This is a genomic window from Afipia sp. DC4300-2b1 (assembly GCF_049895725.1).
In the GTDB taxonomy this organism is placed as follows: domain Bacteria; phylum Pseudomonadota; class Alphaproteobacteria; order Rhizobiales; family Xanthobacteraceae; genus Afipia; species Afipia broomeae.
In genome coordinates this window covers 298,243-322,113 of sequence record NZ_JAFCSX010000002.1, presented here as the reverse complement: position 1 = coordinate 322,113, position 23,871 = coordinate 298,243, and the positions used below count along the sequence as shown (strand labels likewise).

Annotated in this window: 21 protein-coding genes; 14 read left to right on the top strand and 7 right to left on the bottom strand. The window is 62.6% G+C overall.

Annotated elements, in window-relative coordinates; genetic code table 11:
• Positions 1-30 precede the first annotated feature (30 nt).
• From ACP7AL_RS08195 to ACP7AL_RS08175, 5 genes are all read left to right on the top strand, one after another.
• Positions 31-1,104, top strand: coding sequence for a branched-chain amino acid ABC transporter permease (locus ACP7AL_RS08195; protein ID WP_006021579.1), 1,074 nt, complete (start codon positions 31-33; stop codon positions 1,102-1,104).
• A gap of 57 nt (positions 1,105-1,161) precedes the next feature.
• Positions 1,162-2,442 (top strand): ABC transporter substrate-binding protein, encoded by a 1,281-nt coding sequence (locus tag ACP7AL_RS08190; RefSeq protein WP_425990515.1) that lies wholly within the window; start codon positions 1,162-1,164, stop codon positions 2,440-2,442.
• Positions 2,443-2,597: 155 nt separating this feature from the next.
• On the top strand, positions 2,598-3,437 hold the full coding sequence (locus ACP7AL_RS08185) for an ABC transporter ATP-binding protein (RefSeq protein ID WP_006021581.1): 840 nt from the start codon (positions 2,598-2,600) through the stop codon (positions 3,435-3,437).
• Between the two features lie 111 nt (positions 3,438-3,548).
• Positions 3,549-4,781 (top strand): phenylacetate--CoA ligase family protein, encoded by a 1,233-nt coding sequence (locus ACP7AL_RS08180; protein WP_425990513.1) that lies wholly within the window; start codon positions 3,549-3,551, stop codon positions 4,779-4,781.
• Between the two features lie 53 nt (positions 4,782-4,834).
• Positions 4,835-6,034, top strand: a complete 1,200-nt coding sequence (locus ACP7AL_RS08175; RefSeq protein ID WP_425990511.1) for a CaiB/BaiF CoA transferase family protein — start codon at positions 4,835-4,837, stop codon at positions 6,032-6,034.
• Positions 6,035-6,175: 141 nt separating this feature from the next.
• On the opposite strand, the gene ACP7AL_RS08170 is transcribed toward ACP7AL_RS08175, so the two are convergent.
• The gene (locus tag ACP7AL_RS08170) at positions 6,176-7,621 is read right to left on the bottom strand and encodes a hypothetical protein (protein ID WP_425991656.1); all 1,446 of its coding nucleotides are present in this window, start codon (positions 7,619-7,621) and stop codon (positions 6,176-6,178) included.
• Positions 7,622-8,086: 465 nt separating this feature from the next.
• On the opposite strand from ACP7AL_RS08170, the gene ACP7AL_RS08165 reads away from it, so the two are divergent.
• On the top strand, positions 8,087-8,368 hold the full coding sequence (locus tag ACP7AL_RS08165) for a hypothetical protein (RefSeq protein WP_024920807.1): 282 nt from the start codon (positions 8,087-8,089) through the stop codon (positions 8,366-8,368).
• Here ACP7AL_RS08165 and ACP7AL_RS08160 read toward each other — a convergent pair.
• Positions 8,281-9,684, bottom strand: a complete 1,404-nt coding sequence (locus ACP7AL_RS08160) for an amidase family protein (protein ID WP_425990509.1) — start codon at positions 9,682-9,684, stop codon at positions 8,281-8,283. The genes ACP7AL_RS08165 and ACP7AL_RS08160 overlap by 88 nt on opposite strands.
• Here ACP7AL_RS08160 and ACP7AL_RS08155 point away from each other — a divergent pair.
• Positions 9,674-10,204 (top strand): hypothetical protein, encoded by a 531-nt coding sequence (locus ACP7AL_RS08155; protein ID WP_425990507.1) that lies wholly within the window; start codon positions 9,674-9,676, stop codon positions 10,202-10,204. The two genes, ACP7AL_RS08160 and ACP7AL_RS08155, sit on opposite strands and share 11 nt — an antisense overlap.
• Positions 10,205-10,352: 148 nt before the next feature.
• Positions 10,353-10,658, top strand: a complete 306-nt coding sequence (locus ACP7AL_RS08150) for a GIY-YIG nuclease family protein (RefSeq protein ID WP_425990505.1) — start codon at positions 10,353-10,355, stop codon at positions 10,656-10,658.
• 158 nt (positions 10,659-10,816) lie between these two features.
• On the opposite strand, the gene ACP7AL_RS08145 is transcribed toward ACP7AL_RS08150, so the two are convergent.
• The 4 genes from ACP7AL_RS08145 to ACP7AL_RS08130 form a co-directional block, all read right to left on the bottom strand.
• A complete protein-coding gene (locus ACP7AL_RS08145) occupies positions 10,817-12,331 on the bottom strand; it encodes a tripartite tricarboxylate transporter permease (RefSeq protein WP_024920810.1) in 1,515 nt (504 codons plus the stop codon).
• Between the two features lie 21 nt (positions 12,332-12,352).
• Positions 12,353-12,892 carry a tripartite tricarboxylate transporter TctB family protein gene (locus tag ACP7AL_RS08140; protein WP_425990502.1) on the bottom strand — a complete coding sequence of 180 codons (540 nt, stop codon included), beginning with the start codon at positions 12,890-12,892 and terminating at the stop codon, positions 12,353-12,355.
• A 131-nt stretch (positions 12,893-13,023) separates the two neighbouring features.
• Positions 13,024-14,004, bottom strand: coding sequence for a tripartite tricarboxylate transporter substrate binding protein (locus tag ACP7AL_RS08135; protein WP_425990499.1), 981 nt, complete (start codon positions 14,002-14,004; stop codon positions 13,024-13,026).
• Between the two features lie 109 nt (positions 14,005-14,113).
• Positions 14,114-15,325, bottom strand: coding sequence for a pyridoxal-phosphate-dependent aminotransferase family protein (locus ACP7AL_RS08130; RefSeq protein ID WP_425990497.1), 1,212 nt, complete (start codon positions 15,323-15,325; stop codon positions 14,114-14,116).
• Between the two features lie 206 nt (positions 15,326-15,531).
• Between ACP7AL_RS08130 and ACP7AL_RS08125 the strand changes: the two genes are divergently transcribed.
• The 6 genes from ACP7AL_RS08125 (at position 15,532) to ACP7AL_RS08100 (ending at position 22,868) form a co-directional block, all read left to right on the top strand.
• A complete protein-coding gene (locus ACP7AL_RS08125; protein WP_425990496.1) occupies positions 15,532-16,272 on the top strand; it encodes a GntR family transcriptional regulator in 741 nt (246 codons plus the stop codon).
• A 216-nt stretch (positions 16,273-16,488) separates the two neighbouring features.
• Positions 16,489-19,488: an FAD-binding and (Fe-S)-binding domain-containing protein gene (locus tag ACP7AL_RS08120; RefSeq protein WP_425990494.1), complete on the top strand. Its 3,000-nt coding sequence runs from the start codon at positions 16,489-16,491 to the stop codon at positions 19,486-19,488.
• A gap of 44 nt (positions 19,489-19,532) precedes the next feature.
• On the top strand, positions 19,533-20,327 hold the full coding sequence (locus ACP7AL_RS08115; RefSeq protein ID WP_425990491.1) for a transporter substrate-binding domain-containing protein: 795 nt from the start codon (positions 19,533-19,535) through the stop codon (positions 20,325-20,327).
• Positions 20,328-20,425: 98 nt separating this feature from the next.
• A complete protein-coding gene (locus tag ACP7AL_RS08110) occupies positions 20,426-20,857 on the top strand; it encodes a GlcG/HbpS family heme-binding protein (RefSeq protein WP_006021595.1) in 432 nt (143 codons plus the stop codon).
• Between the two features lie 17 nt (positions 20,858-20,874).
• A complete protein-coding gene (locus tag ACP7AL_RS08105; RefSeq protein WP_425990488.1) occupies positions 20,875-22,059 on the top strand; it encodes a CaiB/BaiF CoA transferase family protein in 1,185 nt (394 codons plus the stop codon).
• 17 nt (positions 22,060-22,076) lie between these two features.
• Positions 22,077-22,868 carry an enoyl-CoA hydratase gene (locus tag ACP7AL_RS08100; RefSeq protein WP_024920816.1) on the top strand — a complete coding sequence of 264 codons (792 nt, stop codon included), beginning with the start codon at positions 22,077-22,079 and terminating at the stop codon, positions 22,866-22,868.
• Positions 22,869-22,988: 120 nt separating this feature from the next.
• On the opposite strand, the gene ACP7AL_RS08095 is transcribed toward ACP7AL_RS08100, so the two are convergent.
• A complete protein-coding gene (locus tag ACP7AL_RS08095; RefSeq protein WP_425990484.1) occupies positions 22,989-23,867 on the bottom strand; it encodes a 3-keto-5-aminohexanoate cleavage protein in 879 nt (292 codons plus the stop codon).
• Positions 23,868-23,871: the final 4 nt, after the last annotated feature.

Sequence of the window (23,871 nt, the reverse complement as noted above, 5' to 3'; positions counted from 1 at the left end):
AGGTGAAAACAAGTTCGAGCGTATCTGATCATGGCAGGCCAGACCCTTCTCCCCGCAGGCGATTACCGCACCACGTACGCGGCCGACACCACCGTGTTTCCGACCACGACCAGCCGGAACATGATGATCCTCGGCATCGTGCTGATCTGCTTTGCGCCGTATGTGCTGAATGAGTATTCGCTCAGCCTGCTGATCCAGATCGGCATCTTCGGCATCGCCGCGCTCGGCCTCAACATCGTGGTCGGCTTCACGGGACAGATTTCTATCGGCCACGCCGCGTTCTTCGGCTTCGGCGCGTTCACTTCAGCCTATGTGTCGAGCAAGCTGCACGTTCCGGTGTTCTTCGCCATTCCGCTGTCGGGCGTGGTCACGGCGCTGGTCGGCCTGATCTTCGGCCTCCCCGCCGCGCGGCTCAAGGGCCTCTATCTCGCAATCGCAACGCTGGCCGCGCAGTTCATCCTGCTCGATTTCTTCTCACGCGCCGAATGGTTCACCGGCGGCAGCGTCCCGGCCCATGCGGATGCGTTCTCGATCTTCGGCAAGACCCTGCGCGGCGACCGGCAGTATTTCTATGTCGTGCTCGCCTACGTGATCGTTTGCTATCTGCTCGTCACAAACCTGATGCGGACGCGTGACGGGCGGGCGCTGGTCGCGGTGCGCGATCACTACCTGTCCGCCGAAATCATGGGCATCAACCTCACCAAATACCGAACGCTGTCATTCGGATTGGCTGCATTTTTCGCGGGCGTCGGCGGCGCGCTTTACGCGCATTATAATCAAGTCGTCTCCAACGAAGGTTTCGGCATCGACCGCTCGATCATCTTCCTCGCCATGATCATCATCGGCGGCATCGGCTCGATCATGGGCACGCTGCTCGGCACCGCCTTCATGGTGCTGCTGCCGGAATCGATGGAGTGGATCAGCGCCGCGCTCAGCGGCAGCGCAATCGATCACGCGCTGGGGCTCAAGAACAACATCGCTTTCTTGCGCGAGATGGCCATCGGCGTCATCATCATCGTCTTTTTGATCTTCGAGCCGGATGGGCTTGCTCACCGGTGGCGGCAAATCAAGGCTTACTGGAAACTCTACCCGTTCTCGCATTGAGGTCGGAACGGGACAGACAATAAGAAGACCTCGAGAGGAAACCGGAGGATTACGCTTATGATGACGAAAACCTTTCTGAGCACCGCTGCTCTGGCGGTGATGCTTGGCGGCTCATCTGCACTGGCGCAGGCGCCGATCTCGCTGGGCCACCTTGCCGATTATTCCGGCGCGACATCCGACGTCGGCACGCCGTTTGGACAGGGCGTCGCCGATGCGTTCGCCTATGTGAACAAGAACGGCGGCATCAACGGCAAGCCGGTGAATGTCGACACCGTCGACTACGGCTATCAGGTGCCGCGCGCGATCGCGCAGTACAAAAAGTGGTCGGGCGGCGAAAAGGTTGCGGCCATTCTCGGATGGGGCACGGCTGATACCGAAGCCCTCACCGGCTTCCTGTCCGAAGACAAGATCCCGGACATCTCGGGTTCGTACTCGGCGGCGCTGTCCGATCCGACCGGCGCCGGCGGCAAGGGCAAGGCCGCTCCCTACAACTTCTTCTACGGTCCGAGCTATTCCGACGCGCTGCGCGGCATGCTGACCTGGGCCGCCGAAGACTGGAAGTCCAAGGGCAAGCCGGGCAAGCCGAAGTATGTCCACATGGGCGCGAACCATCCGTATCCGAACGCGCCGAAGGCCGCGGGTGAAGCGCTTGCCGCTGAACTCGGCTTCGACGTGCTGCCGGCGATCGTGTTCGCGCTCACGCCGGGCGACTACAGCGCGCAGTGCCTGACGCTGAAGAGCTCGGGTGCGAACTACGCCTATCTCGGCAACACCGCAGGCTCCAACATCTCCGTGCTCAATGCCTGCAAGGCAGCCGGCACCGACGTGCAGTTCATGGGCAACGTCTGGGGCATGGACGAGAACGCCGCGAAGGCCGCAGGCGCTGCCGCCGACGGCGTGGTGTTCCCGCTGCGCACCGCTGTCGCCTGGGGCGGCAATGCTCCCGGCATGAAGCTGGTGCAGGACATCTCCAAGATGTCGGACGCTGCGGGCACGGCCTATCGTCCCGTGCACTACGTCGCGGGCGTCTGCACCGCGCTCTACATGAAGGAAGCCGTCGAGTGGGCTGCCAAGAACGGCGGCGCGGTCGGCGAGAACGTCAAGAAGGGCTTCTACCAGAAGAAGGATTGGGTGCCGGCCGGAATGGAAGGCGTCTGCAATCCCTCCACCTGGACCGAGAAGGACCATCGCCCGACGCTGAAGGTCGACATCTATCGCATGAAGGTGTCCGGCGCGACCGACGCTTCGGTTGCCGATCTCGTCAAGAACGGCACGGTCAAGCTCGAGAAGGTGAAGACTGTCGACCTGCCGCGCAAGCCGGAATGGCTCGGCTGGTAAGCACTGCTCCCTCTCCCCGCTTTGCGGGGAGAGGGTTGGGGTGAGGGGCAAGACTTCGATTCGGAACATCGCCCCTCACCCGAACCCTTCGCTACGCTCAGGCTTCGACCTCTCCCGTAAACGGAGAGAGGTTCAGAAAACCCAGGACGACCGACGTGCAAACCGAAACCGTGACAACCGCAAAGCCTGCCGTCGCTGCCGCAGCCGCGCCGCTGCTGGCCGTGCGCAACATCGAAGTCGTTTACGACAACGTCATCCTCGTGCTGCGCGGGCTGAGCCTCGACGTACCGAAGGGCGCGATCGTCGCGCTGCTCGGCGCCAACGGCGCCGGCAAATCCACGACGCTGAAGGCGATCTCGGGCCTGCTCAAGACCGAGGACGGCGAAGTCACGCGCGGCGAGATCGTGTTCGACGGCGAGCGGGTCGATGGCATCGATCCCGACAAGATCGTGCGCCGCGGAATTTTCCAGGTGATGGAAGGCCGCCGCATCATCGCCGACATGACCTCGCTGGAAAACCTGCGGCTCGGCGCGTTCACCCGCAGCGACAAGAACGTCGATGACGATATCGACATGGTCTACAAGTATTTCCCGCGCCTCAAGGAGCGCACCGGCCTCGCCGGTTATCTCTCCGGCGGCGAACAGCAGATGCTGGCGATCGGCCGCGCGATGATGGCGCGCCCGAAGATGATCCTGATGGACGAGCCGTCGATGGGCCTGTCGCCGCTGCTGGTCAAGGAAGTGTTCGGCATCATCAAGCAGATCAACCGCGACCTCGGCGTCACCATTCTCCTTGTCGAGCAGAACGCGCGCGCCGCCCTCTCGGTCGCGAGCCACGGCTACATCATGGAGCAGGGCAAGGTGGTGCTCGACGGCACCGCCGATGAGCTGCGTAACAACGAAGACGTCAAGGAATTCTATCTCGGCGGCGCGGGCGACCAGCGTAAGAGTTTCAAGAACCTGAAAAGCTTCAAGCGCCGCAAGCGCTGGCTGTAACCACATCCGTCATTGCGAGCGGAGCGAAGCAATCCATAGGTAGCAGTGCCAGGCAAAGGCTGGATTGCTTCATAGCTTCGCTCCTCGCAATGACGAACAAATGGACTACCGATGACCAACCACTACGACGCTCTCGAAACACGCTCCCCGTCCGAGCGCGAGGCCGATCTGTTCAAGCGGCTGCCGGATGTGCTGCGCGCAGCGGCAAAAGCGCCGGCCTATGCGGAGCGGCTCAAGGGCATCGATCCCGCGGCCCTCACCAGCCGCGCCGCGCTCGCAGCGCTGCCGGTGCTGCGCAAATCCGAACTGCCGGCCCTGCACAAGGCCGCGCCGCCGTTCGGCGGCTTCGTGTCGTCGCCCGCAGGATCGTTCGGGCGGCTGTTCACATCGCCCGGCCCGATCTTCGAGCCGGAATCCGCCGTGGATGATCCGTGGCGCGGGGCGCGCGCGGTGTTCGCCGCCGGTTTCCGCCCCGGCGACATCATTCTCAACACCTTCAGCTATCACCTGACGCCGGGCGGATTCATTTTCGACAGCTCCGCCCGCGCTCTCGGCTGCGCCGTCATTCCCGGCGGCCCCGGCAACACCGAACAGCAGTTCGAGCTGATCGAGACCTATCGGCCCGCCGGCTATTCCGGCACGCCGGACTTCCTGAAGATCCTGCTCGATGCGGCAGACAAGACCGGACGCGACGCGTCGTCGATCAAGCGCGCGCTGGTGTCCGGCGCCGCGTTCCCGAAATCGCTGCAGGACGAAATGAAGGCGCGCGGCGTCGACGCCTATCAGAACTTCGGAACCGCCGACCTCGGCATCGTCGCCTATGAAACCCCGGCGCGCGAAGGGCTGGTGGTGAACGAGAATATCATCGTCGAGATCGTCAAGCCCGGTACCGGCGAGCCGGTCACCGACGGCGACGTCGGCGAAATCGTCGTGACCACGCTGGATCCGCATCATCCGTGGGTTCGCCTGGCGCTCGGCGATCTCAGCGCCGTATTGGCCGGGGAAAGCCCCTGCGGGCGGACCAATATGCGCATCAAGGGCTGGATGGGCCGCGCCGACCAGACCACCAAGGTCAAGGGCATGTTCGTGCGCCCCGAACAGATCGCCGAAATCGGCAACCGGCATCCAGAACTGGGCCGTCTGCGCCTTGTGGTGACCCGCGACAGGGAAACCGACGCGATGACCCTTTCGGCGGAAACTGCAACCCCTGCTGACGCATTGCGGGATGCAGTTGCGTCGACCCTCCGTGCCGTGACAAAGCTGTCCGGCAATGTCACTTTCGTAAGCCCGGGGTCGCTGCCGAACGACGGCAAGGCGATTTCGGACGAACGCAAGAACGATTAGCGGACCACCGGCCCAACGGCGGTCCCGGCAAGAAACACAGGGAACACGCCGAAATGGGAATTTTCGAGGGTCTGAAGGTCATCGACTGCGCGAGTTTCATCGCGGCACCATCCTCCGCCACCGCGCTGTCCGACTTCGGGGCCGACGTCATCAAGATCGAGCCGCCGGGCGCCGGCGATCCGGTCCGCAACCTGCCCCACCTGCCGGGATACCCGATCAGCCCCCACAACTATGCGTGGATGCTGGAAGGCCGTAACAAGAAGAGCCTCGCGCTCGATCTGTCCAAGCCCGAAGGGCAGGCCGTTCTGCGCAAACTCGCCGCCGAATGCGACGTGTTCATCACCAATTTCCCGCCGCCGGTGCGCAAGAAGCTCGGCGTCACCTACAAGGATCTCGCGCCGCTCAACGACCGGCTGATCTACGCCTCGTTCACCGGCTACGGCGAGACCGGCGCGGAAGCCGACAAGCCGGGCTTCGACAGCAATGCCTGGTGGGCGCGCTCCGGCCTGATGGACCTCGTGCGCGAAACCGATGAGACTACGCCTGCCCGCTCGATGCCCGGCATGGGCGATCATCCCTGCGCCATGTCGCTGTTCGCCGGCATCGTCACCGCGCTCTATCAGCGCGAAAAGACCGGCAAGGGCACCCAGGTGATGTCAAATCTCATGGTCAACGGCATCTGGTCCAACGGCATCTACGCGCAGGCCGCGCTGTGCGGCGCGACCTTCCAGAAGCGTCCGCCGCGCGACCGCGCGCTGAACGCCGTCACCTGCCACTACAAGTGCGCCGACGACCGCTGGATCATCCTCTCGCTGCTCAATGAAGAGAAGCAGTTCCCGGTATTCGCCAAGGTGATCGAGCGCGAGGACCTGCTGGCCGATCCGCGCTTCGAAACCAAGCCCGCACGCCACAAGCATGCGCCGGAACTGATCGCCATCCTCGACAAGGTGTTCGCGACCAAGCCGCTGGCGCACTGGCGCAAGGCGCTCGATGGCAACGGTCTGATCTTCGGCGTGGTCGGCATTCCGCAGGACATTCCGGACGACGAGCAGATGCGCGTGACCGAGGCTGTCGTGCCGTTCGCCGACAGCGACCTGCGCACCATCAACACGCCGATCTTCATCGAGGGCGCGAAGAAGGTGCAGCCGCGCATGGCGCCCAATGTCGGCCAGCACAGCGACGAGGTGCTGGCTGCGGTAGGCTTCAATGCCGCGGAAATCGCCAAGATGCGAGCGGCGGGGATTGTGGCGTAACTCCCCCTCTCCCCCGCGTGCGGGGAGAGGTAAGGAAACGCAATCATCCATCCATCGTCATTGCGAGCGAAGCGAAGCAATCCACCTTTAAGGAGAATGGATTGCTTCGTCGCAAGCGCTCCTCGCAATGACGACGTTGCATTACTTCTCCTTCGGAAAACAAAATCCGATCCGCGCATCCTTCGCGCCGGTCGCGGCCTGACACGTCAGCCCCTCGGCACAGGTCCACGACGTAAAGCTCTTGTCAGACGCGGCATTCGCGTCCGGCACGGCACACACAGCGCCCCAGCCATTCAGATAGGTCGTTCCGGCCAGTTCAATGGACCGGCTTGCCTGCGGACGCGCGGAGAAGCCGCGCGAGAAATCGGGGGCGCGGCCATCGCGGAATGCGCCGAGAACATCGCGGCGGCGCTCCTGATCGCCGAAGAAATGCGGCGATGCCGCCGCCACCACCGCACCCGCTGCCCATTCGGGACGCTCCTTGCCTGGAAAATGAAACCCGCCGACTGCGCGGGTCTGGTGGCATCCACTGCAGGTCATGTCGTCGAGACGGCGCGCAAAACCCGCAGGCGACAGCAGGTTTTGCAGCGGCGCATCGGCCGATGCCTTGGCGAGAGCGGCCACGACTTCATCTTCGGTAAACAGCGCGCGTGCCCGGTCTTCGGGATTTTCCCGCACCGGCGTCACGTTGATCGAACCCGATGCCAGAAAGCGATCGGGCAGCACGATAGCCCCGCGATCGAGGTTCGCAATTTGAACCGGATCAAGCAGCCATACCTTGAAATCGGCCAGCAGCTTTTCATCCGCGCGAATGCGCGCCGCGTCGATCTGGTTCTCCATGGGAGATTCCACGAAATTCAATCCATCGAAGTGGAACACCTTCATCAGGTAATCCGCCCGGCCCTCGAAGTCATTCGCGTCCGCCGAGGCGCGTGCGATCTGCACATTGATTTCGATCCTGTCGATGGCATCACGCGTGACCCATTCCAGCGCACCGCTTTTTTCAGTGAGCATCTCTGACTGTTCGGATGCGGGCGGGCGGTCGGCCAGCGCAAGCCAGCGCCGGGCGAGTTCAGCGCATGTGGTATCCGCCCCCGCAGGCTTCGCTTTCATGACAAGATTAAGCGTCATCGGCAGCCGTACCGGCGGATTATCCTTGTTTCTGGAGTCGTGATTGGCGATCGGCCGATAGATCAGGCGGATTTCGCCGCACGCATCGGGAGAAACAAACGCGCGATCCATCCGGTTGATGATCCCCACCATGTCGAACCGCGTGCCGGGCGCGTTCAGCGCATCGCGGTCGAACAGAAAGAGCGTGTCGAGATCGTCGTGATGGTCTAGGACATATCTGTTGAAATCGCGATCCGTCGCTTCCTGAACCTGCGTCATCGACGGCAACGCGAACAGATCAGCGGTTGCAGTACCCGCTTCCGCGCCGAGCAGCTTGCCAAGGCTCAAGCCCGACTCGTCAAGCCGTTGCAGCAGGCCGGGATCGGTGATGGCAACGCCGCGCTCCATCGGCGCAGCCGCGCTCGCCGCTACCGGCGGCAGCCACAAGAGACAGAGCATCTGAAGAACCAGGCGCATTCGCATGGCCCTTGTTCTGCGACGCCATTGGGCCTTTGCCAAGTCAAAGGTCGGCGAGCGGCCCTCGATAAAAAGCGCGAGCCTGCGGGAATAAAAGTCCGCAAAAGCGTGCAGAAGAAATGATGCGGACTTGCGAACCACCACACCAGACCGGCGCATCGGCGGGATTTGCGCCCTGCCGCCTTTTACGCAGCCGCGCCACCGCGATGGCGGCTGCGACCGCGCCAGTCACCGCGTCCATGCCGGCAAGCCATCGCCCCCGCCGCGCTTTTTGTTGGACGGCTGCGCCTCCGGTTGGGTTCAAAGCAAAATTCCCCCAAGGCGGCCAAGGCGTTGCCGCCCGAATCACGTTTTGGTGGAAAGTTTGGCCGTTCGCGGGACTCGCCCTGAACGATTCGCTAACATCGGCGTTGGTGATCGTCGGGCAGATGCAGACACTACGAAGGCATAGTCGGGAGCCGCACCATGACGACGGCCAAAGCAGCGCCAGAGGCTGTCTCGTTCGACGAGCAAATCAAGCATGCCCGTGAACTCGTCGTCGAAGGGCATCGCCTGCTTTACGTTGCCAATCGCGATCTCAAGGCCGGGCGCAACGTCGTCCGGCGCACGCAGCAGCTTCTCGCCGACACTGAAAGCGTATTCAACGCCAAGCGCCGCCTTCAGGCCGATACCGGATCGACCGGGCTTGCCGGCACGCCGCCCGCCTCGATCGCCTCGCCCGCCAGCAGGCAAAGATCCTCCCTGTAGCGTCCCGCCACGATCTGGACACCGACTGGCACGCGCCCGACCAGACCGGTCGAGACCGTCAGGCCCGGCATGCCGATGAACGGCAGCGCAATCTGCGGCATCTGCGCCCGAAGCACGCGGTGCAGCGAGGCGTCGCCCTTGAGATCGAGCTGCCATTCAAAGGGCAGTTCGCCGCACGGCGGCATCACGATCACGGCACAGGTCTCGAAGAACATCTCCCACGCACGCACCAGTGTCGCGCGCCGGGTCAGCAGTCTTGAAAACGTCGGGAGATCGAGGGCGCGCGCGACCGATTCCTGGTCGCGCAGAACGGCCAGCGCGCCGGGATCGCCCTCGCGCTCGGCCATGTCCCGCAGCGCGTCATAGCCGTCCGACAGCCACAGCTTCATCTGCAGATCCGCAGCTTCTTCAAACGGCGGAATTTCGGTGACCTCCTCGACGGTCCAGCCTGCGCGCGCCAGCCGCTTGCCTGCGTCGGCAACGGCATCGCTGACCTCTTTCACAGTCTCCAGACCATCCGGACGCAGGCAGATCGCCGCACGCTTCTCGCGGCTTGGGCCTTCCAGCGGCGCCGGCACCCACCAGGGATCGCGCGGATCGCGTTTCGACATGGCATGAAACGCCAGCCGCACATCGCCGACGGTCCGTGCCAAGGGCCCGGACACCGCCGTGATCTGCGGGCCGATCGGCCGCTCGGGCGACGACGCGTTGAAGGCCGGGATACGCCCGATGGTCGGCCTCAGGCCGTGGACCCCGCAGGCATAGGCCGGATAGCGGATCGATCCGGCGATGTCGGTGCCATGGGCGATGTGCCCGATGCCGGCCGTCACAGCCGCCGCCGCGCCGCCGGAGGAGCCGCCGGGCGTGATCGAGGGATCGCGCGGGTTTCGCGTTTCGCCGTGCAACAAATTTGTGGTGAACCACCTGGCCGAAAAGGCCGGCGTGTTCGTGCGCCCGACAATCACCGCCCCCGCCTTGCGCAGGTTATCGACCACCGGGCTGTTGGTCTGCGCCACAAGGTCACGCTGCAGGGTCAAACCGTTCGTGGTAGCGAATCCGGCCTGATCGACGTTGACCTTGATGGTGATGGGTACACCGGCCAGCGGCCCGGCATCCGCCCCTTTCGCAATCGCGGCATCGACGGCATCGGCCTGCGCCAGCGTCTCGTCCGGGCGATGATCGATCACGGCGTTGATGGCCGGATTGACGGCATTCAGGCGCGCGATGGCGGCGGAGGCGGCCTCCCGTGCCGAAAGCTTTTTGGACCTGATCTGCGACGCAAGTTCAGTAGCCGAGAGACGCCAGATGTCGTTCATTGCAATTCCTGTCCAACCGCCGTTGCTGCTTGAATATCGTGGCCGTTATAGTAGCGGCGAAACGCCCCCGCTCAATGGCCACTCGTTCTTTTCCGGATTTGAGGCCAGGCCGCCGCTCGGCGTCGTGGCTGTATTGAATGCAACCAGGATTTCGACCATGAAGACGATCATTATTACCGCCATCGCAGGGATTTTTCTGGGCACAACCGGCATCGCCATCGCCGCCGAACCCGGCGACAAGGTCAAGGTTTCGATTGAGAAATGGCGCAAGCCCGGCTCCAACAACGCCGGCACGGCCGATATCACCGTCACCAACGACAATGACTTCGCCGTGAAGGACATTCGCGTGAAATGCGATTACATGTCCAAGACCGGCGGCCGGAAGATCGAAACCGAACAGAGGCTGGCTTTGACGGTCAAGGCGAAGACCACCAAGCTGTTCAAGAAGACCAAATTCCCGTTCATCGATCAGGAAACCGCCGAAGGATCTTGCAAGGTCACCGGCGCGGTGCAGGGCTGAGGACGTTCGCGTCGTCCTTTCGAGGCTCGCCGTAAAGAACGGCTCGCACCTCAGGATGATGGCTCCCTTTGCCTTGGCAAGTCTCGACCGATACCGATATCGTCATCCTGAGGTGCGAGCTCTTGCGAGCCTCGAAGGATGACGGGCAATGGGTGCTTACGTCTACATTCTCCTGTGTTCGGACAAGTCATTCTACGTCGGGTCTGCAACCGGAAATGATCTAACAACCCGGATTGGTCAGCACAATCAGGGGTATTTTCCCGGCTACACATATTCGCGGAGACCGGTTGAATTGGCTTGGTCTCAATACTTTGACCGGATCACCGACGCTATTGCGGCTGAACGACAGATCAAAGGCTGGGGCCGTGCAAAGAAGCAGGCGCTCATAAGGTCGGACTGGAAAACCGTCCAAAATCGAGCAAGGCGGCGCGGCGGACAATCAAAGCAGGTTTAGTGACCGGTCATCCTTCGAGGCTCGCCGCAAAGAGCGGCTCGCACCTCAGGATGACGTTCCTGCTTCGTTGCTCGTTTTAACAGATGCCGAGCCCGTCATCCTGAGCTGCGAGCCTTTGCGAGCCTCGAAAGATGGCGGCGCTAGAGCGAGGGAGAAGCTCACGCCCGCGCCGGGCTTTCCTTCTTGCCGCTGAAGCTCGCGAAGATCCGGTCGATCACCGGCCAGAACAGCAATGTGATCGCCAGCGTCGTGATGGTGCCGACAAGGCCGTTCGACCAGAACACCTTCACGCTGCCGCCCGAGCCGATCATCGCAAGACGGAACGCATCTTCCGCGCGGCTGCCGAGCACCAGCGCCAGCGTGAACGGCGCCAGCGGAATGCCGATCTTCTTGAACACATAGCCGACGACGCCGAACAAGAGCATCAGCCAGATGTCGAACATCGCGTTCTGGATCGCGTAGGCGCCGATCGCGCAGGACACCACGATCATCGGCGCAATCGCCGCGAACGGCACCCGCAGGATCGAGGCGAAAATGGGAACGGTGGTCAGCACCAGCACCAGACCGACGACGTTGCCGAGATACATCGACGCGATGAGACCCCAGACGAAATCCTTGTGCTCCACGAACAGCAGCGGACCCGGATTAAGCCCCCACACCATCAGGCCGCCGAGCAGGATCGCCGCCGTGCCTGACCCCGGAATGCCGAGCGCGAGCATCGGCAGCAGCGCGGCGGTGCCCGACGCATGCGCCGCGGTTTCCGGCGCGAACACGCCTTCGATGCGGCCCTTGCCGAAGGATTCCTTGTCCTTGGAAAAGCGCTTGGCGAGATTGTAGCCCATGAAAGATGCGGCGATCGCGCCGCCCGGCGTGATGCCGAGCCAGCAGCCGATCACGGACGAACGAACCAGCGTCGCCCAGTACTTCGGCAGATCTTTCCAGACGTTCCAGACTGTCCGCAGGCTGATGCGCGCCGCATGGCCGCGCAGCGCCAGCCGCTCCTCCATGGTCAGCAGGATTTCGCTGATACCGAACAGACCGATCACCGCGACAAGGAAGTTCACACCGCGCAAGAGATCGTTGGAACCGAAGGTCATGCGCAACTGCCCCGACACCGTGTCGAGACCGACGCCGGCGAGCAGCAGCCCGAGCGCCATGGAGATGACGGTCTTGTGCTTGGCCTCGCGGCCGAGGCCGACGAACGAGCAGAAGGTCAGAAGATAAACCGCGAAGAATTCCGGCGGGCCGAATTTCAGCGCGAAGCCCGCAATGCTCGGCGCGAGGAACGTGATCAGCATCACCGCGACCAGCGAGCCGATGAAGGATGACGTGAACGCTGCCGTCAGCGCTTCGGCGGCCTTGCCCTGCTGGGCCATCGGATAGCCGTCGAAGGTGGTCGCGACCGACCAGGCCTCACCGGGAATATTGAACAGGATCGAGGTGATCGCGCCGCCGAACAGCGCGCCCCAGTAAATACAAGATAGCATCACGATGGCGGATGTCGGGTCCATCGAGAACGTAAGCGGCAAGAGGATCGCGACGCCGTTGGGGCCGCCGAGGCCGGGAAGCACGCCGACAAAGATGCCGAGCACCAGCCCGACCATCATCAAGGCGAGAATCTTCCAGGTGAAAAGAACCGCGAAACCGTGAAACAAGAGGCCGAGTGCTTCCATGATCCTGTCCCCGGTTCTGGCTTAGCGTCCGAAGGCCGCTTCGAGCGGACCCTTCGGCATGATGACGTCGAACGCGACATCGAACGTCGCGAACATGATCGCGACGAAGATGAAGGCTGTGAGCAGCGACTTCCACCATGCGATCTTGCCGACGATGGCCATGAAGCCCGCGATCAGCAGGAAGCTCGCGACATAAAGCCCCAGCCACTGCATCGCGAGGCAGAACAGCAGGGTCGGCACGAAGACCTGCAGTACGCGGCGGAACTGCGCGCGGGTGACGAAGGTTTCCAGTCCCTCGGTGCGCTTGATCGCAACGCTGACAAATCCGTAGAGCGCAGCGCCGCCGAGGATGACCGAGAGATAGAACGGGAAATAACCGGCCTGCGGGCCCGTGTCGTCCCACGACGCGCCGGTGCGCCAGTTGTCCCATCCAAGCAACACGGCGAGCCCGAGCAGCAGCGCCATCACCGCCATCTCGATCGTGCGATTGTTGGTGATCGCGGGCGAGTTCTCGTCCGGCGCGGTCGGATCTTCAACGACGATTTCGATGTCCTGGGCCATGATGCATTCGCTGTCTTGAACCCCTCCCCGCGTGCGGGGAGAGGCCGAACCGCACATGCGGCTCGGATGAAGGACAAATCTGGAGCAAACGATAAACGGCCTCCCATCCCGTGGGATGGGAGGCGCTTGTTTTACTTCGCGACGAAGCCTGCTTCAGTCATGAGCGACTTGTTCAGGGCATCGTCCTCTTCAAGGAATTTGAGCATGTCCTTGCCGTTGAGATAGACGGGCTTCAGCGCCTGCTTCTCCATGTATTCCTTGTATTCGGTAGTCTGCGTCACCTTCTTGAACAGATCGTCGTAGAAGGCGACCTGCTCGGGCGTCACCTTGCCGGGAAGGAACATCGCGCGCAGCATCAGGTACTGCATGTCGAGGCCTTCTTCCTTGCAGGTCGGAATGTCATTCCACGACTGCGTCTCGGTGACCTTGGTCTTGTAGGAAATGCGCTCCTTGTCGAACACGCACAGTGCACGCACCTGACCGGCGCGCCAGACTTCAAGGTTTTCCGACGGATTGTTGACGTTGGCTTCGGTGTGGTTGCCGACGAGCTGGGTCGCAGCCTCTCCGCCCGACTTGTAGGGCAGATAGGAGAACTTCGCGCCGGTCTTCTTTTCCATGAAGACGGTGAGCACGTGGTCTTCACGCTTCGAGCCGGTGCCGCCCATCTTGAAAGGCGAACTTGAGGCCTTCGCAGCCTCAATGAATTCCTTCACGGTCTTTGGGCCGGATGTATTGTCCCACAGCACGAACTGGTCCATCGCGATCACCGAAACCGGCGTCAGCTCGCGCCAGTTGAACGGAATCTTCGCCGACAGCGGCAGCATGTAGATCAGCGAATAGGCGATCAGCACCTTGTTGGGATCGCCATCGCTGCCCTTCATGTACATCAGGGCTTCGGCGCCCGACGCGCCGCCCTTCAGCGACACGATGACCGGCTGCTTCATCAGGTTGTTCTTCTGAATCGCAGCCTGCATCATGCGCGCCATCTGGTCGGATGCGCCGCCGGCGCCTGCCGCGACCACGATCTCGACCGGCTTGGCCGGCTCCCATGCCAGAGCCGGCGTCGCCGCCAGAAGCGCAAGCACACTTGTCGCCTTGATGAGATTCTTCATGCGGTCTCTCCCTGTCGCTTTTGTGAAGCCCGGCGTGCGCCGGACCTTGTTTGTGTTTCCGCTATCCTGCGGATTTTGAATTCAAATCAATGGCGCCGCCAACGCGGCGTTACGCCACTGCCGTCTTCGCCTGAGAGGCCTTCGCGTCGCGTCCGGTCAAAACGCTCATCGCGGACATGACGCCGCCTGCGCGATGCGGCACCTTCGCAAGATCGAGCGCCATCTCGACGCCGGCCAGCGTGCCCATCAGCATCAGGTCGTTGAAATGTCCGAGGTGGCCGATGCGGAACACCTTGCCCTTGATCTTGCTGAGGCCCGCGCCGAGCGACATGTCGAAGTTGTCCAGCGTCACCTTGCGGAACTGGTCTGCGTCGTGCCCTTCGGGCATCACCACCGCGGTCAGGATCGGCGAGTATTCGCGCGGATCGAGGCAGAGATTTTCCAGACCCCAGGTCTCCACCGCCGCCCGTGTCGCCGCCGAATAGCGCTTGTGACGGGCGAACACGTTGTCGAGCCCCTCTTCCATCAGCATCGCGATGGCTTCCTTGAGGCCATAGAGCATGTTGGTCGCGGGCGTATAGGACCACGAACCGCCCCTGTTGGCGGCGATGATCTCGTGCCAGTCCCAATAGGACCGCAGCGAGCTGTTCTTCTTCGAGGCTTCCAGCGCCTTGTCGGACACGGCGTTGAAGCCGAGACCCGGCGGCAGCATCAGACCCTTCTGCGAGCAGGACACGGTGACATCCACGCCCCACTTGTCGTGCTCGTAATCGATCGAGCCGAGCGACGAAATGGTGTCGACCATCAGCAGCGCCGGATGTTTCGCAGCGTCGATGGCCTTGCGGATCTCGTGAATGCGGCTGGTGACGCCGGTGGAGGTCTCGTTGTGGACCACCATCACGGCCTTGAAGCTGTGATCTTTGTCCTTCGACAGCCGCGCCTCGATATCCTCAGGGCTCGCGCCGTGGCGCCAGTCGCCCGGCACGAACTCGACATCGAGTTTCAGCTTGTCGGCCATCGCACGCCACAGCGTCGCGAAGTGGCCGGTCTCCACCATCAGCACCTTGTCGCCGGGCGACAGCGTATTGACGATGGCGGCTTCCCACGCCCCGGTGCCGGACGACGGATAGATGATGACGGGATTTTTCGTCTTGAAGACTTTCTTCGAGCCTTCGATGACCTCAAGGCCAAGCTGGGCAAATTCAGGACCGCGATGATCGATGGTCGGCATGTCCATCGCGCGCAGCACGCGATCGGGAACGTTGGTCGGCCCCGGAATCTGGAGAAAGTGCCGCCCGGTGTGGACTGAGGCGTTGGACATCGGATCGCCGCTCCCTGAAGACCTTGTTGACATTTTTGCATGCAATAAATTGTGCACCGCAAGATTTTCTTGGAATGGATTGTATTCAAAATTTCCTTCCTGACAACAGATAAATCGAGTACTAATCCATTTATCGATGCAAAGCGTGCGTAGCTGGCCGATTTCGAATAAAATCCAGCACGTCACCTTCTCGGAGGCTGTGGATTTTGAATAATCTTTTGCGAACCAAGTCGCTGGAAATCGTCGAGACCGCGCCGGCCTCGCTGCACGATGACCTGCTGAGCCAGATCCGCGACTTTATTGTCGAGGGGCATCTGGAGCCGGGCAGCCGCATTCCCGAGCGCGAATTGTGCGAGAAGTTCGATGTCTCGCGCACGCCGCTGCGCGAAGCGCTCAAGGTGCTGGCGTCGGAAGGCCTGATCGAACTGCTGCCCAATCGCGGTGCGCGGGTCCGCCAGTTCTCCGAACAGGACATCCGCCATCTGTTCGAACTGATCGCCGGGCTCGATGCCCTCGCCGGCCGCGCGGCCTGCGAGCGGATTTCCGACGAGGACATCGCCGCCATCGAGCGCATGCATCTGGAAATGTACACCCACTATATGCGCCAGGAGCTGACCGACTATTTCCGCCTGAACCAGAAGATCCATCAGGCCATCGTCGATGCCGCGGCGAATCCGTTCCTGAGTTCGAACTACGCCACCGCGAACGCCATGGTCCGACGCCTGCGCTACTCGGCCAATCTTCTGCGGCGCGACCGGCTCAGCGACGCCATGCGCGAGCACGAGGCCATGGTCGATGCCCTGCGCCGCCGCAACGGCGATGAACTCAGCAAGCTGATGTTCGACCACATGCGAGGTAAGTGCGACGCCGTATGCGAATACATGCGCGAGCAGCAGCCGAGCGGCCGCGGGGCCGATGTCTCTGCGCTGCGCGGCGAGGAAAATTGACGTTCCTGCTCGTCATTGCGGGCGAAGCGACGAAGGCAGACAAACTCCCTCTCCCCGTCGGGGAGAGGGCTGGGGTGAGGGGATCTAGATGCCTGAATCGAAATTCGAACCCCCTCACCCGGCGCTTCGCGCCGACCTCTCCCCTCGGGGAGAGGTGAAGAAAAGCAAGCTCGCTTCGCTCGCAATGACAATTAACATCGAGAGCACTTGAGACACATGGCGCAACAGAAAGCCGCAACGGGAAACGCCACCGCGCAGGACAGCGCCCTCGCCCTGCGTCTCAGGCGCGAGGTCAGCGGGGACGTGCTGTTCAATCCGTTTGATCTCGGCCGCTACGCCACCGACGCGTCGTTCTACCAGATCAAGCCGCTCGGCGTGGTTGTGCCCCGCACCATGGACGACGCGCTGCGCGCCATGGCGATTGCCCGCGACGACGGATACATTGTCACGCCGCGCGGCGGCGGCACCTCGCAATGCGGCCAGACCGTCAACAGCGGCATTGTGGTCGATGTCTCGAAGTATCTAAACAGAATCATCTCGCTCGATGTCGAGAAGCGCACCTGCGTGGTCGAGCCCGGGATCGTGCTCGACGATCTCAACCGGCAACTGAAAAAATATGGCCTGTGGTTTCCGGTCGATGTCTCGACCGCCTCGCGCGCCACCATCGGCGGCATGGCGGGCAACAATTCCTGCGGCGGTCGCTCACTGCGTTACGGCACCATGCGCGACAACACCATCTCGATGGACGCGGCGCTGGCCGATGGCACCCTGCTGCATTTCGGCGAGATGCCGCGCGATACCGCCTGGCAGAACATTCAGCAGCCGGGACGCGACCTGTTTCGCGACATGCTGGCGCTCGGTGAGCGTGAGGCGGGTGAGATTGCGGCGCGCTTCCCGCATGTGCAGCGGCGGGTCGGCGGCTACAACCTCGATGCTTTGACGCCGCAGCCGGTCAACAACATGGCGCACCTGCTTGTGGGGTCCGAAGGCACGCTCGCCTTCACCACCCGCGTCGAACTCAAGCTGTGGCCGCTGATCGGCGCGAAGGTGTTCGGCGTCTGCCACTTCGGCAGCTTCTATGAAGCAATGGACGCCACCCAGCATCTGGTGAAGCTGAAACCGATCGCGGTTGAACTGGTGGACAGCACCATGGTCGCGCTCGGCCGCGACATCGCGATGTTCCGGCCAACCATTGAAGCGGTGGTGAAGGGAGAGCCGGAAGCCCTGCTGGTGGTGGAATTCGCAGAAGCGGATCAGGCGGCGAACCTCGCCAAGCTCAAGCAGCTTTCCGAATTGATGGGTGACCTCGGCTTCGGCTGGGACCTGCAGAAACGCAAATGGGGCGGCGTGGTCGAAGTGATCGAACCTGCGATGCAGGCGGCGATCACCGATTTCCGCACCTCCGGCCTCAACGTCATGATGTCGATGAAGCAGGAGGGCAAGCCGGTTTCCTTCGTCGAGGACTGCGCGGTGCCGCTGCCGCATCTCGCCGACTACACAGACCGCCTCAATAAAGTCTTCGAGAAACATGGCACGCGCGGCACCATGTACGCGCACGCGTCCGAGGGCTGCCTGCATGTGCGCCCCGTGCTCAATCTCAAGCTCGACAAGGACGTCAAGGCGATGCGTGCCATGGCCGAGGAAGCCTTCGCAATGGTGCGCGAGTATAAAGGCTCGCATTCCGGTGAACACGGCGACGGCATCGTCCGCTCCGAATTCCACGCGCAGATGTTCGGCCCGCAGATCATTCACGCGTTCGAGGAAGTGAAAGAGCGCTTCGACCCCGACAACACGCTCAATCCCGGCAAGATCGTGCATCCGCCGAAGATGGATGACCGCTCGCTGTTCCGTTATGCGCCTGGCTACAAGGTCGAGAACATCAAGACGGTGATGGACTGGTCGGCGTATCCCGGCGCGGCGGGCGGTTTCCAGGGCGCCGTCGAGATGTGCAACAACAACGGCGCGTGCCGCAAGCTGGAGGGCGGCGTGATGTGCCCGTCCTATCGCGCGACGCGTAACGAGAAGGATGTCACGCGAGGGCGCGCGAATACGCTGCGCCTTGCGATCTCCGGACAGCTCGGCCCCGACGCGCTGTCGTCTGATGCGATGATGGACACGATGAAGCTTTGCGTCTCCTGCAAGGCCTGCCGCCACGAATGCCCGACCGGCGTCGACATGGCGAAAATGAAAATCGAGGTGCTGGCGGCGCGCGCGGCGACACACGGTCTGACCCTGCGCGACCGGCTGGTCGGTTACCTCCCCCACTATGCCGGGCTGGCGTCACGTTTTGCGTGGCTCGCCAATCTGCGCAACAAAAGCACGCTGCTGCGGGGACTGTTCGAAAAAGTCGCGGGCATCAGTGCGAAACGCGATCTGCCGGAATTCCGCAGCGATGTGTTCGCGCCGGCTGGAATTGCCTTTGGCCCGGACAATGGCCGCGAGGTGGTGCTGTTTGCCGACACCTTCAACCGCGCCTATGAGCGCGAGAATCTTGATGCCGCGCTGCGCGTTCTTGTCGACGGTGGCTATCGCGTTCACCTGCCCCGCGCGATCGATGGCGGACGGCCGTTGTGCTGCGGCCGCACCTTCCTGTCGGCGGGACTGGTCGAGAATGCAAAAGCCGAACTCAAGCGCGTGGTGGAAACGCTGATTCCGTTCGCCGCGCGCGGCGTGCCCATCGTCGGCCTCGAGCCGAGCTGCCTTCTGACGCTGCGCGATGAACTGCTGTCGCTGCGCTCTGACGAAGCTGCGAAAAAGGTCAGCGCCCATGCACTGCTGTTCGAGGAATTCCTGGTCCGCGAGGCGGAGACCGGCCAGCTCAGGCTGCCGCTTGGCGCTATCGACAAGAGCGCGCATGTGCACGGCCATTGCCACCAGAAATCGTTCGGGGCGTTCGCGCCGGTGGAGAAGATTCTCCGGCTGGTGCCCGGCCTGAAGGTGGAGAAGATCGAGTCGAGCTGTTGCGGCATGGCCGGTGCCTTCGGCTACGGCGCGGACACTTATGATGTGTCGATCGAGATGGCAGAAGCCTCCCTGCTCCCCGCTGTGCGCAAGGCTGCCGATGACGCACTGATTGTGGCCGACGGCACATCCTGCCGCCACCAGATCAAGGACGGTTCGGGCCGCGGGGCGCTGCATGTCGCGCGGGTGCTGGCGATGAGCCTGAACAGCAACGTCAAGACCGGCTTCTCTGCCGAAGTCGGGGGACACCGCTGATCTAAACAACTCACGCGAAAACAAAGGGGGGGAAACCAATGAAAATGAGCACGCTTCTCGGATTGATTGCCGCAACCTCTGTTTCAACCCAAATCTTTTCCACTCACACCATGGCCGCTGAGGAACAAGTGCTGAAGGAACTCGCACCCACCGGCAAGCTGCGCGTCGGCCTTGCCTATGCCCCGTCGCCCACGCCGATCTTCGTTGCCAGGGACGGAGCCAACGTCAGCGGCCCCGCGTTCGACATCGGCAATGCGCTGGCCAAAAAGCTCGGCGTTCCGGTCGAGCTTCATGTCACTGCGACCACCGGCGAACTCACAGAAGCAGGCAGCGCAGGCACCATCGACATCGGATTCATGCCCGCCGACGAGGCGCGCAGGCAGAAGCTCGATTTCAGCCCGCCCTACTTCGTGATCGAAAGCACATTCATAACCACCGCCGCTTCCGGCATCAAATCGATGAGCGAGATCGACAGGCCCGGCATCAAGCTCGTCGGCATCGATGGCTCGACCACCATGCGCGCGGCCGCCCGAACTCTGAAGCAAGCCAACATCACACCGGCAAAGTCGGTGGACGATGCCATGGCCATGATGAAGGCCGGCGATGTGCAGGGCTTCGCCCTGACCCACGACTCTCTGCCAAAGCTGCAGAAGCAGCTTCCAGGCTCCGTCATTCTGGACGGCGCATTTCAGACCGTAGGGGTCGCCATCGGCATCCAGAAGAACAAGCCCGCCGCTCTCGCTTATGTGAAAGAATTCGTCGACGAGGCCAAAAAGGACGGCACCGTCCGCAAGGCGTTCGACCGTGCGGGCCTGCAGTCACTCGCCATAGCGCCTTAATCCGTCGCCGCACGCATGACACATCACCGGCACGAGGCTTGATCGCTATCCAGCCTCGTGCTCAAAGACCCGGGATTATTTCGTTTGAAGGACCAATCATGACGACTTTGACGCTCGACGTTGCCCGCAAGATTTCCGATGCCGCCCTCGCCAAGTGCCGGGAACTGAAACTGAAGCCGATGGCCATCGCGATCCTCGATGCGCGCGGCGCGCTCAAGACGTTCGTGGCGGAAGACAATACCAGCCTGCTGCGCGGCGAAGTCGCCCATGGCAAAGCTTATGGCGCGCTGGCGCTGGGCATGGGTTCGCGCGCGATCTTCAAGCGCGCCAACGAGCAGCCCTATTTCGTCGACGCCATCAACACCATGGCGCGCGGCGCGCTGGTTCCGGTGCCTGGCGGCGTCCTCATCAATGACAAGGACGGCAACCTGCTCGGCGCCATCGGCATCAGCGGCGACACCTCCGACAACGACGAAACCGCGGCCCTCGCCGGCATCGCCGCCGCGGGCCTGGTCGGCAACGCCGGGTAATCTCTTCGGAGAAATCGATGACGTTTCCGCGCGCCTCGTCCGCCCTTTCGCGCTTCACGGTTCTGGATCTCACCCGGATTCGTTCCGGGCCGACCGCCGTGCGCCAATTGTCGGACTGGGGCGCGAACGTCATCAAGATCGAGGCGCCGACCGACCTCGCCGACAGCGAGCAGCCGGGCGGGCCGCGCAACGGCCCGGACTTCCAGAACCTGCATCGCAACAAGCGCGCGATGACGCTCAACCTGAAAGACCCGAAAGGTCTTGAGGTATTCAAGCGCCTCGCCGCCAAGGCCGACGTCATCGTCGAGAACTTCCGTCCCGACGTGAAGGACAAGCTCGGCATCGATTACGCAAGCATGCGTGCGATCAATCCGCGCCTCGTCTATGCCAGCATCTCCGGCTTCGGACAGGACGGGCCTTATGCCAAGCGCCCCGGCTTCGACCAGATCGCGCAGGGCATGGGCGGGCTGATGTCGATCACCGGACTGCCGGGACAAGGCCCGGTGCGCGCCGGCATTCCTGTCGCCGACCTCACGGCAGGACTCTTCTGCGCGCTCGGCATCATGACCGCGCTGCTGGAGCGCGATGTCTCCGGTGAGGGCCAGTGGGTGCAGACCTCGCTGCTGCAGGCGCAGATTTTCATGCTCGACTTCCAGGCTGCACGCTGGCTGGTCGATGGCGACATCCCGCAGCAGGCGGGCAACAATCACCCGACCAGCATTCCGACCGGCGTGTTCAAGACCAGCGACAGTTTCATCAATATCGCCACCACCGGCGGGCGAATCTGGGAGCGCTTCGCGCAGGCCATCGACGCGCCGGATCTGCTGACGCATCCCGACTACGCGACCATCGCGCTGCGCTCGAAGCACCGCGATGCGCTGAACGCCGCGATCGGAACGTACATGGCGAAGCGCACGACCGGCGAATGGGTCAAGATTCTCAACGATGCCGGCGTGCCATGCGGACCGATCTACTCTATCGATCAGGTCTTCGATGACACGCAGGTCAAGCATCTTGGCATCGCGCAAGCCTTGCCCGACGGCGGCAAGCAGCTCGTAGGCCAGCCCTTCACGCTGTCGCGCACGCCGAGCCGCATGGCTGCGCGCCCGCCACGCGTTGGCGAACAGACCCGCGACGTGCTCAGCGAATTCGGCTTCAGTGAACAGGAAATCGCCTCGCTCCAGCAGAGCAAGGTCGTCTGAATTTAAGGACCACGCATATGGCTTCGACCGACAAGGTGATCTCGCGCAAGGACGGCAACGTCGGTTACGTGATCTTCAACAATCCCGAACGGCGCAATGCCATGTCGCTGGAGATGTGGGAAGCCACCACACGGCTGATGAGCGAATACGCAAAAGACGACAGCATCCGCGTCGTCGTGCTCGCGGGCGCGGGCGACAAGGCGTTCGTCGCGGGCGCGGACATCTCCAAATTCGGCGATGAGCGCTCGACCGAGGAAGGCGTCAGGAAATACAACGACGCGGTGGAAGCCGCTTATGCCAGCGTCCACGAATTCCCGAAACCCACCATCGCGATGATCCGGGGCTTCTGCGTCGGCGGCGGCATGGGCATCGCAAGCTGCTGCGACCTGCGCATCTGCTCCGAAGATGCGCGCTTTGCCGTTCCCGCCGCCAAGCTCGGCCTCGGCTACGGCTATCCCGGCGTGAAGCGGCTGATGGACGTCGTTGGCCCCTCCTTCACCAAGGAAATCTTCTTCACCGCGCGGCTGTTCGAGGCCATGGAAGCGGTCGAGATGGGCCTCGTGAACCGCATCGTCGAAAATGACGAACTCGAATTCTACGTCAAGAACTACGCCGCCACGATCGCCGCCAATGCGCCGCTGACGGTGGATTCGATCAAGTTCATTGTCGGCGAGGCCTGCAAGGACGAACTCAAGCGCGACATGAAGCGCTGTGAGGACCTTGTTGATGCGTGCTTCAAGAGCGAAGACTACAAGGAAGGCCGCGCCGCTTTCATGGAAAAGCGCAAGCCGGTGTTCAAGGGGCGCTGAGAACGCCTATTGGTCTGACTGGATTTCAACAGACAAGTTCGTCATTGCGAGCGAAGCGAAGCAATCCATTCTTGCAAGAAGCTGGATTGCTTCGTCGCTGCGCTCCTCGCAATGACGGTGTCAGGTCCGCCCTCGTGCTGCATTCATCGCCTTTAGTCCGCGACGGACCTCCGCCGTGGTCGCCGGTTCGCTGCCTGCATCGCGGACACGCTTCACCGCATCCTTCACCAGCGCTTCGTTGGTTTGCGGATTGCCCCAGAGCGCATCCTCAAGCCCGACACGGACGTGACCTCCGCGCGCGACCGTGTGCGGGATCAGCGGCGTGATATCGACGCCGAGACCCGCGATTATCCACGGCGCGCCCGGCGCTGTCTCTGCCAGCAGATCCAGATGAATGTCGAGATATTTTTCGCGCGGCGGGAAGCCCCAGGCGAATTCGTCCGAGAACATGAAGCGATAGATCGGCGTCGGTGATGGCGGCGCAATCGCTGCCAGCGCCGCGCCCAGCCGCGTGAAACCCGGCTCATAGATCGCGTAGCTTGGATGGACATTGTGGGTGCGCGCAATCCGCATGCCCTCCATAATGTCTTCATGCGGATTTGCGTAGACGCCGCCGTGGGCCAGATCGTCAAACCGCGAAATATGCACGGAGCCCGGATCGATCACCGCCCATTCGATCAGGCCGCGCTTTGCCAGCTCCAGCGTATGGCCGAAGCGATTGGTGTTTTGCTCCTGTCCCAGCCCCGGACTCGGAATGGTCGGATAGACGATGACATCCGCCTTGGCGCGGATGCCCTCGATGATCCGCGCATAAATCTCCCAGTCGTCCTTCTGGCGGCCGGTCGTCACATCATAGGCATGGGCATGGATGATCGCGGCACCCGCCTCAGCGCAGGCGATACCGTCCGCGACAATGTCCTCGACGGCAACGGGAATGCCCGGTTGCCTGGCGCGGGTCCAGGGTCCGTTCAGCGCAGCCTCGATCCAGACCTTGTTCATGGCG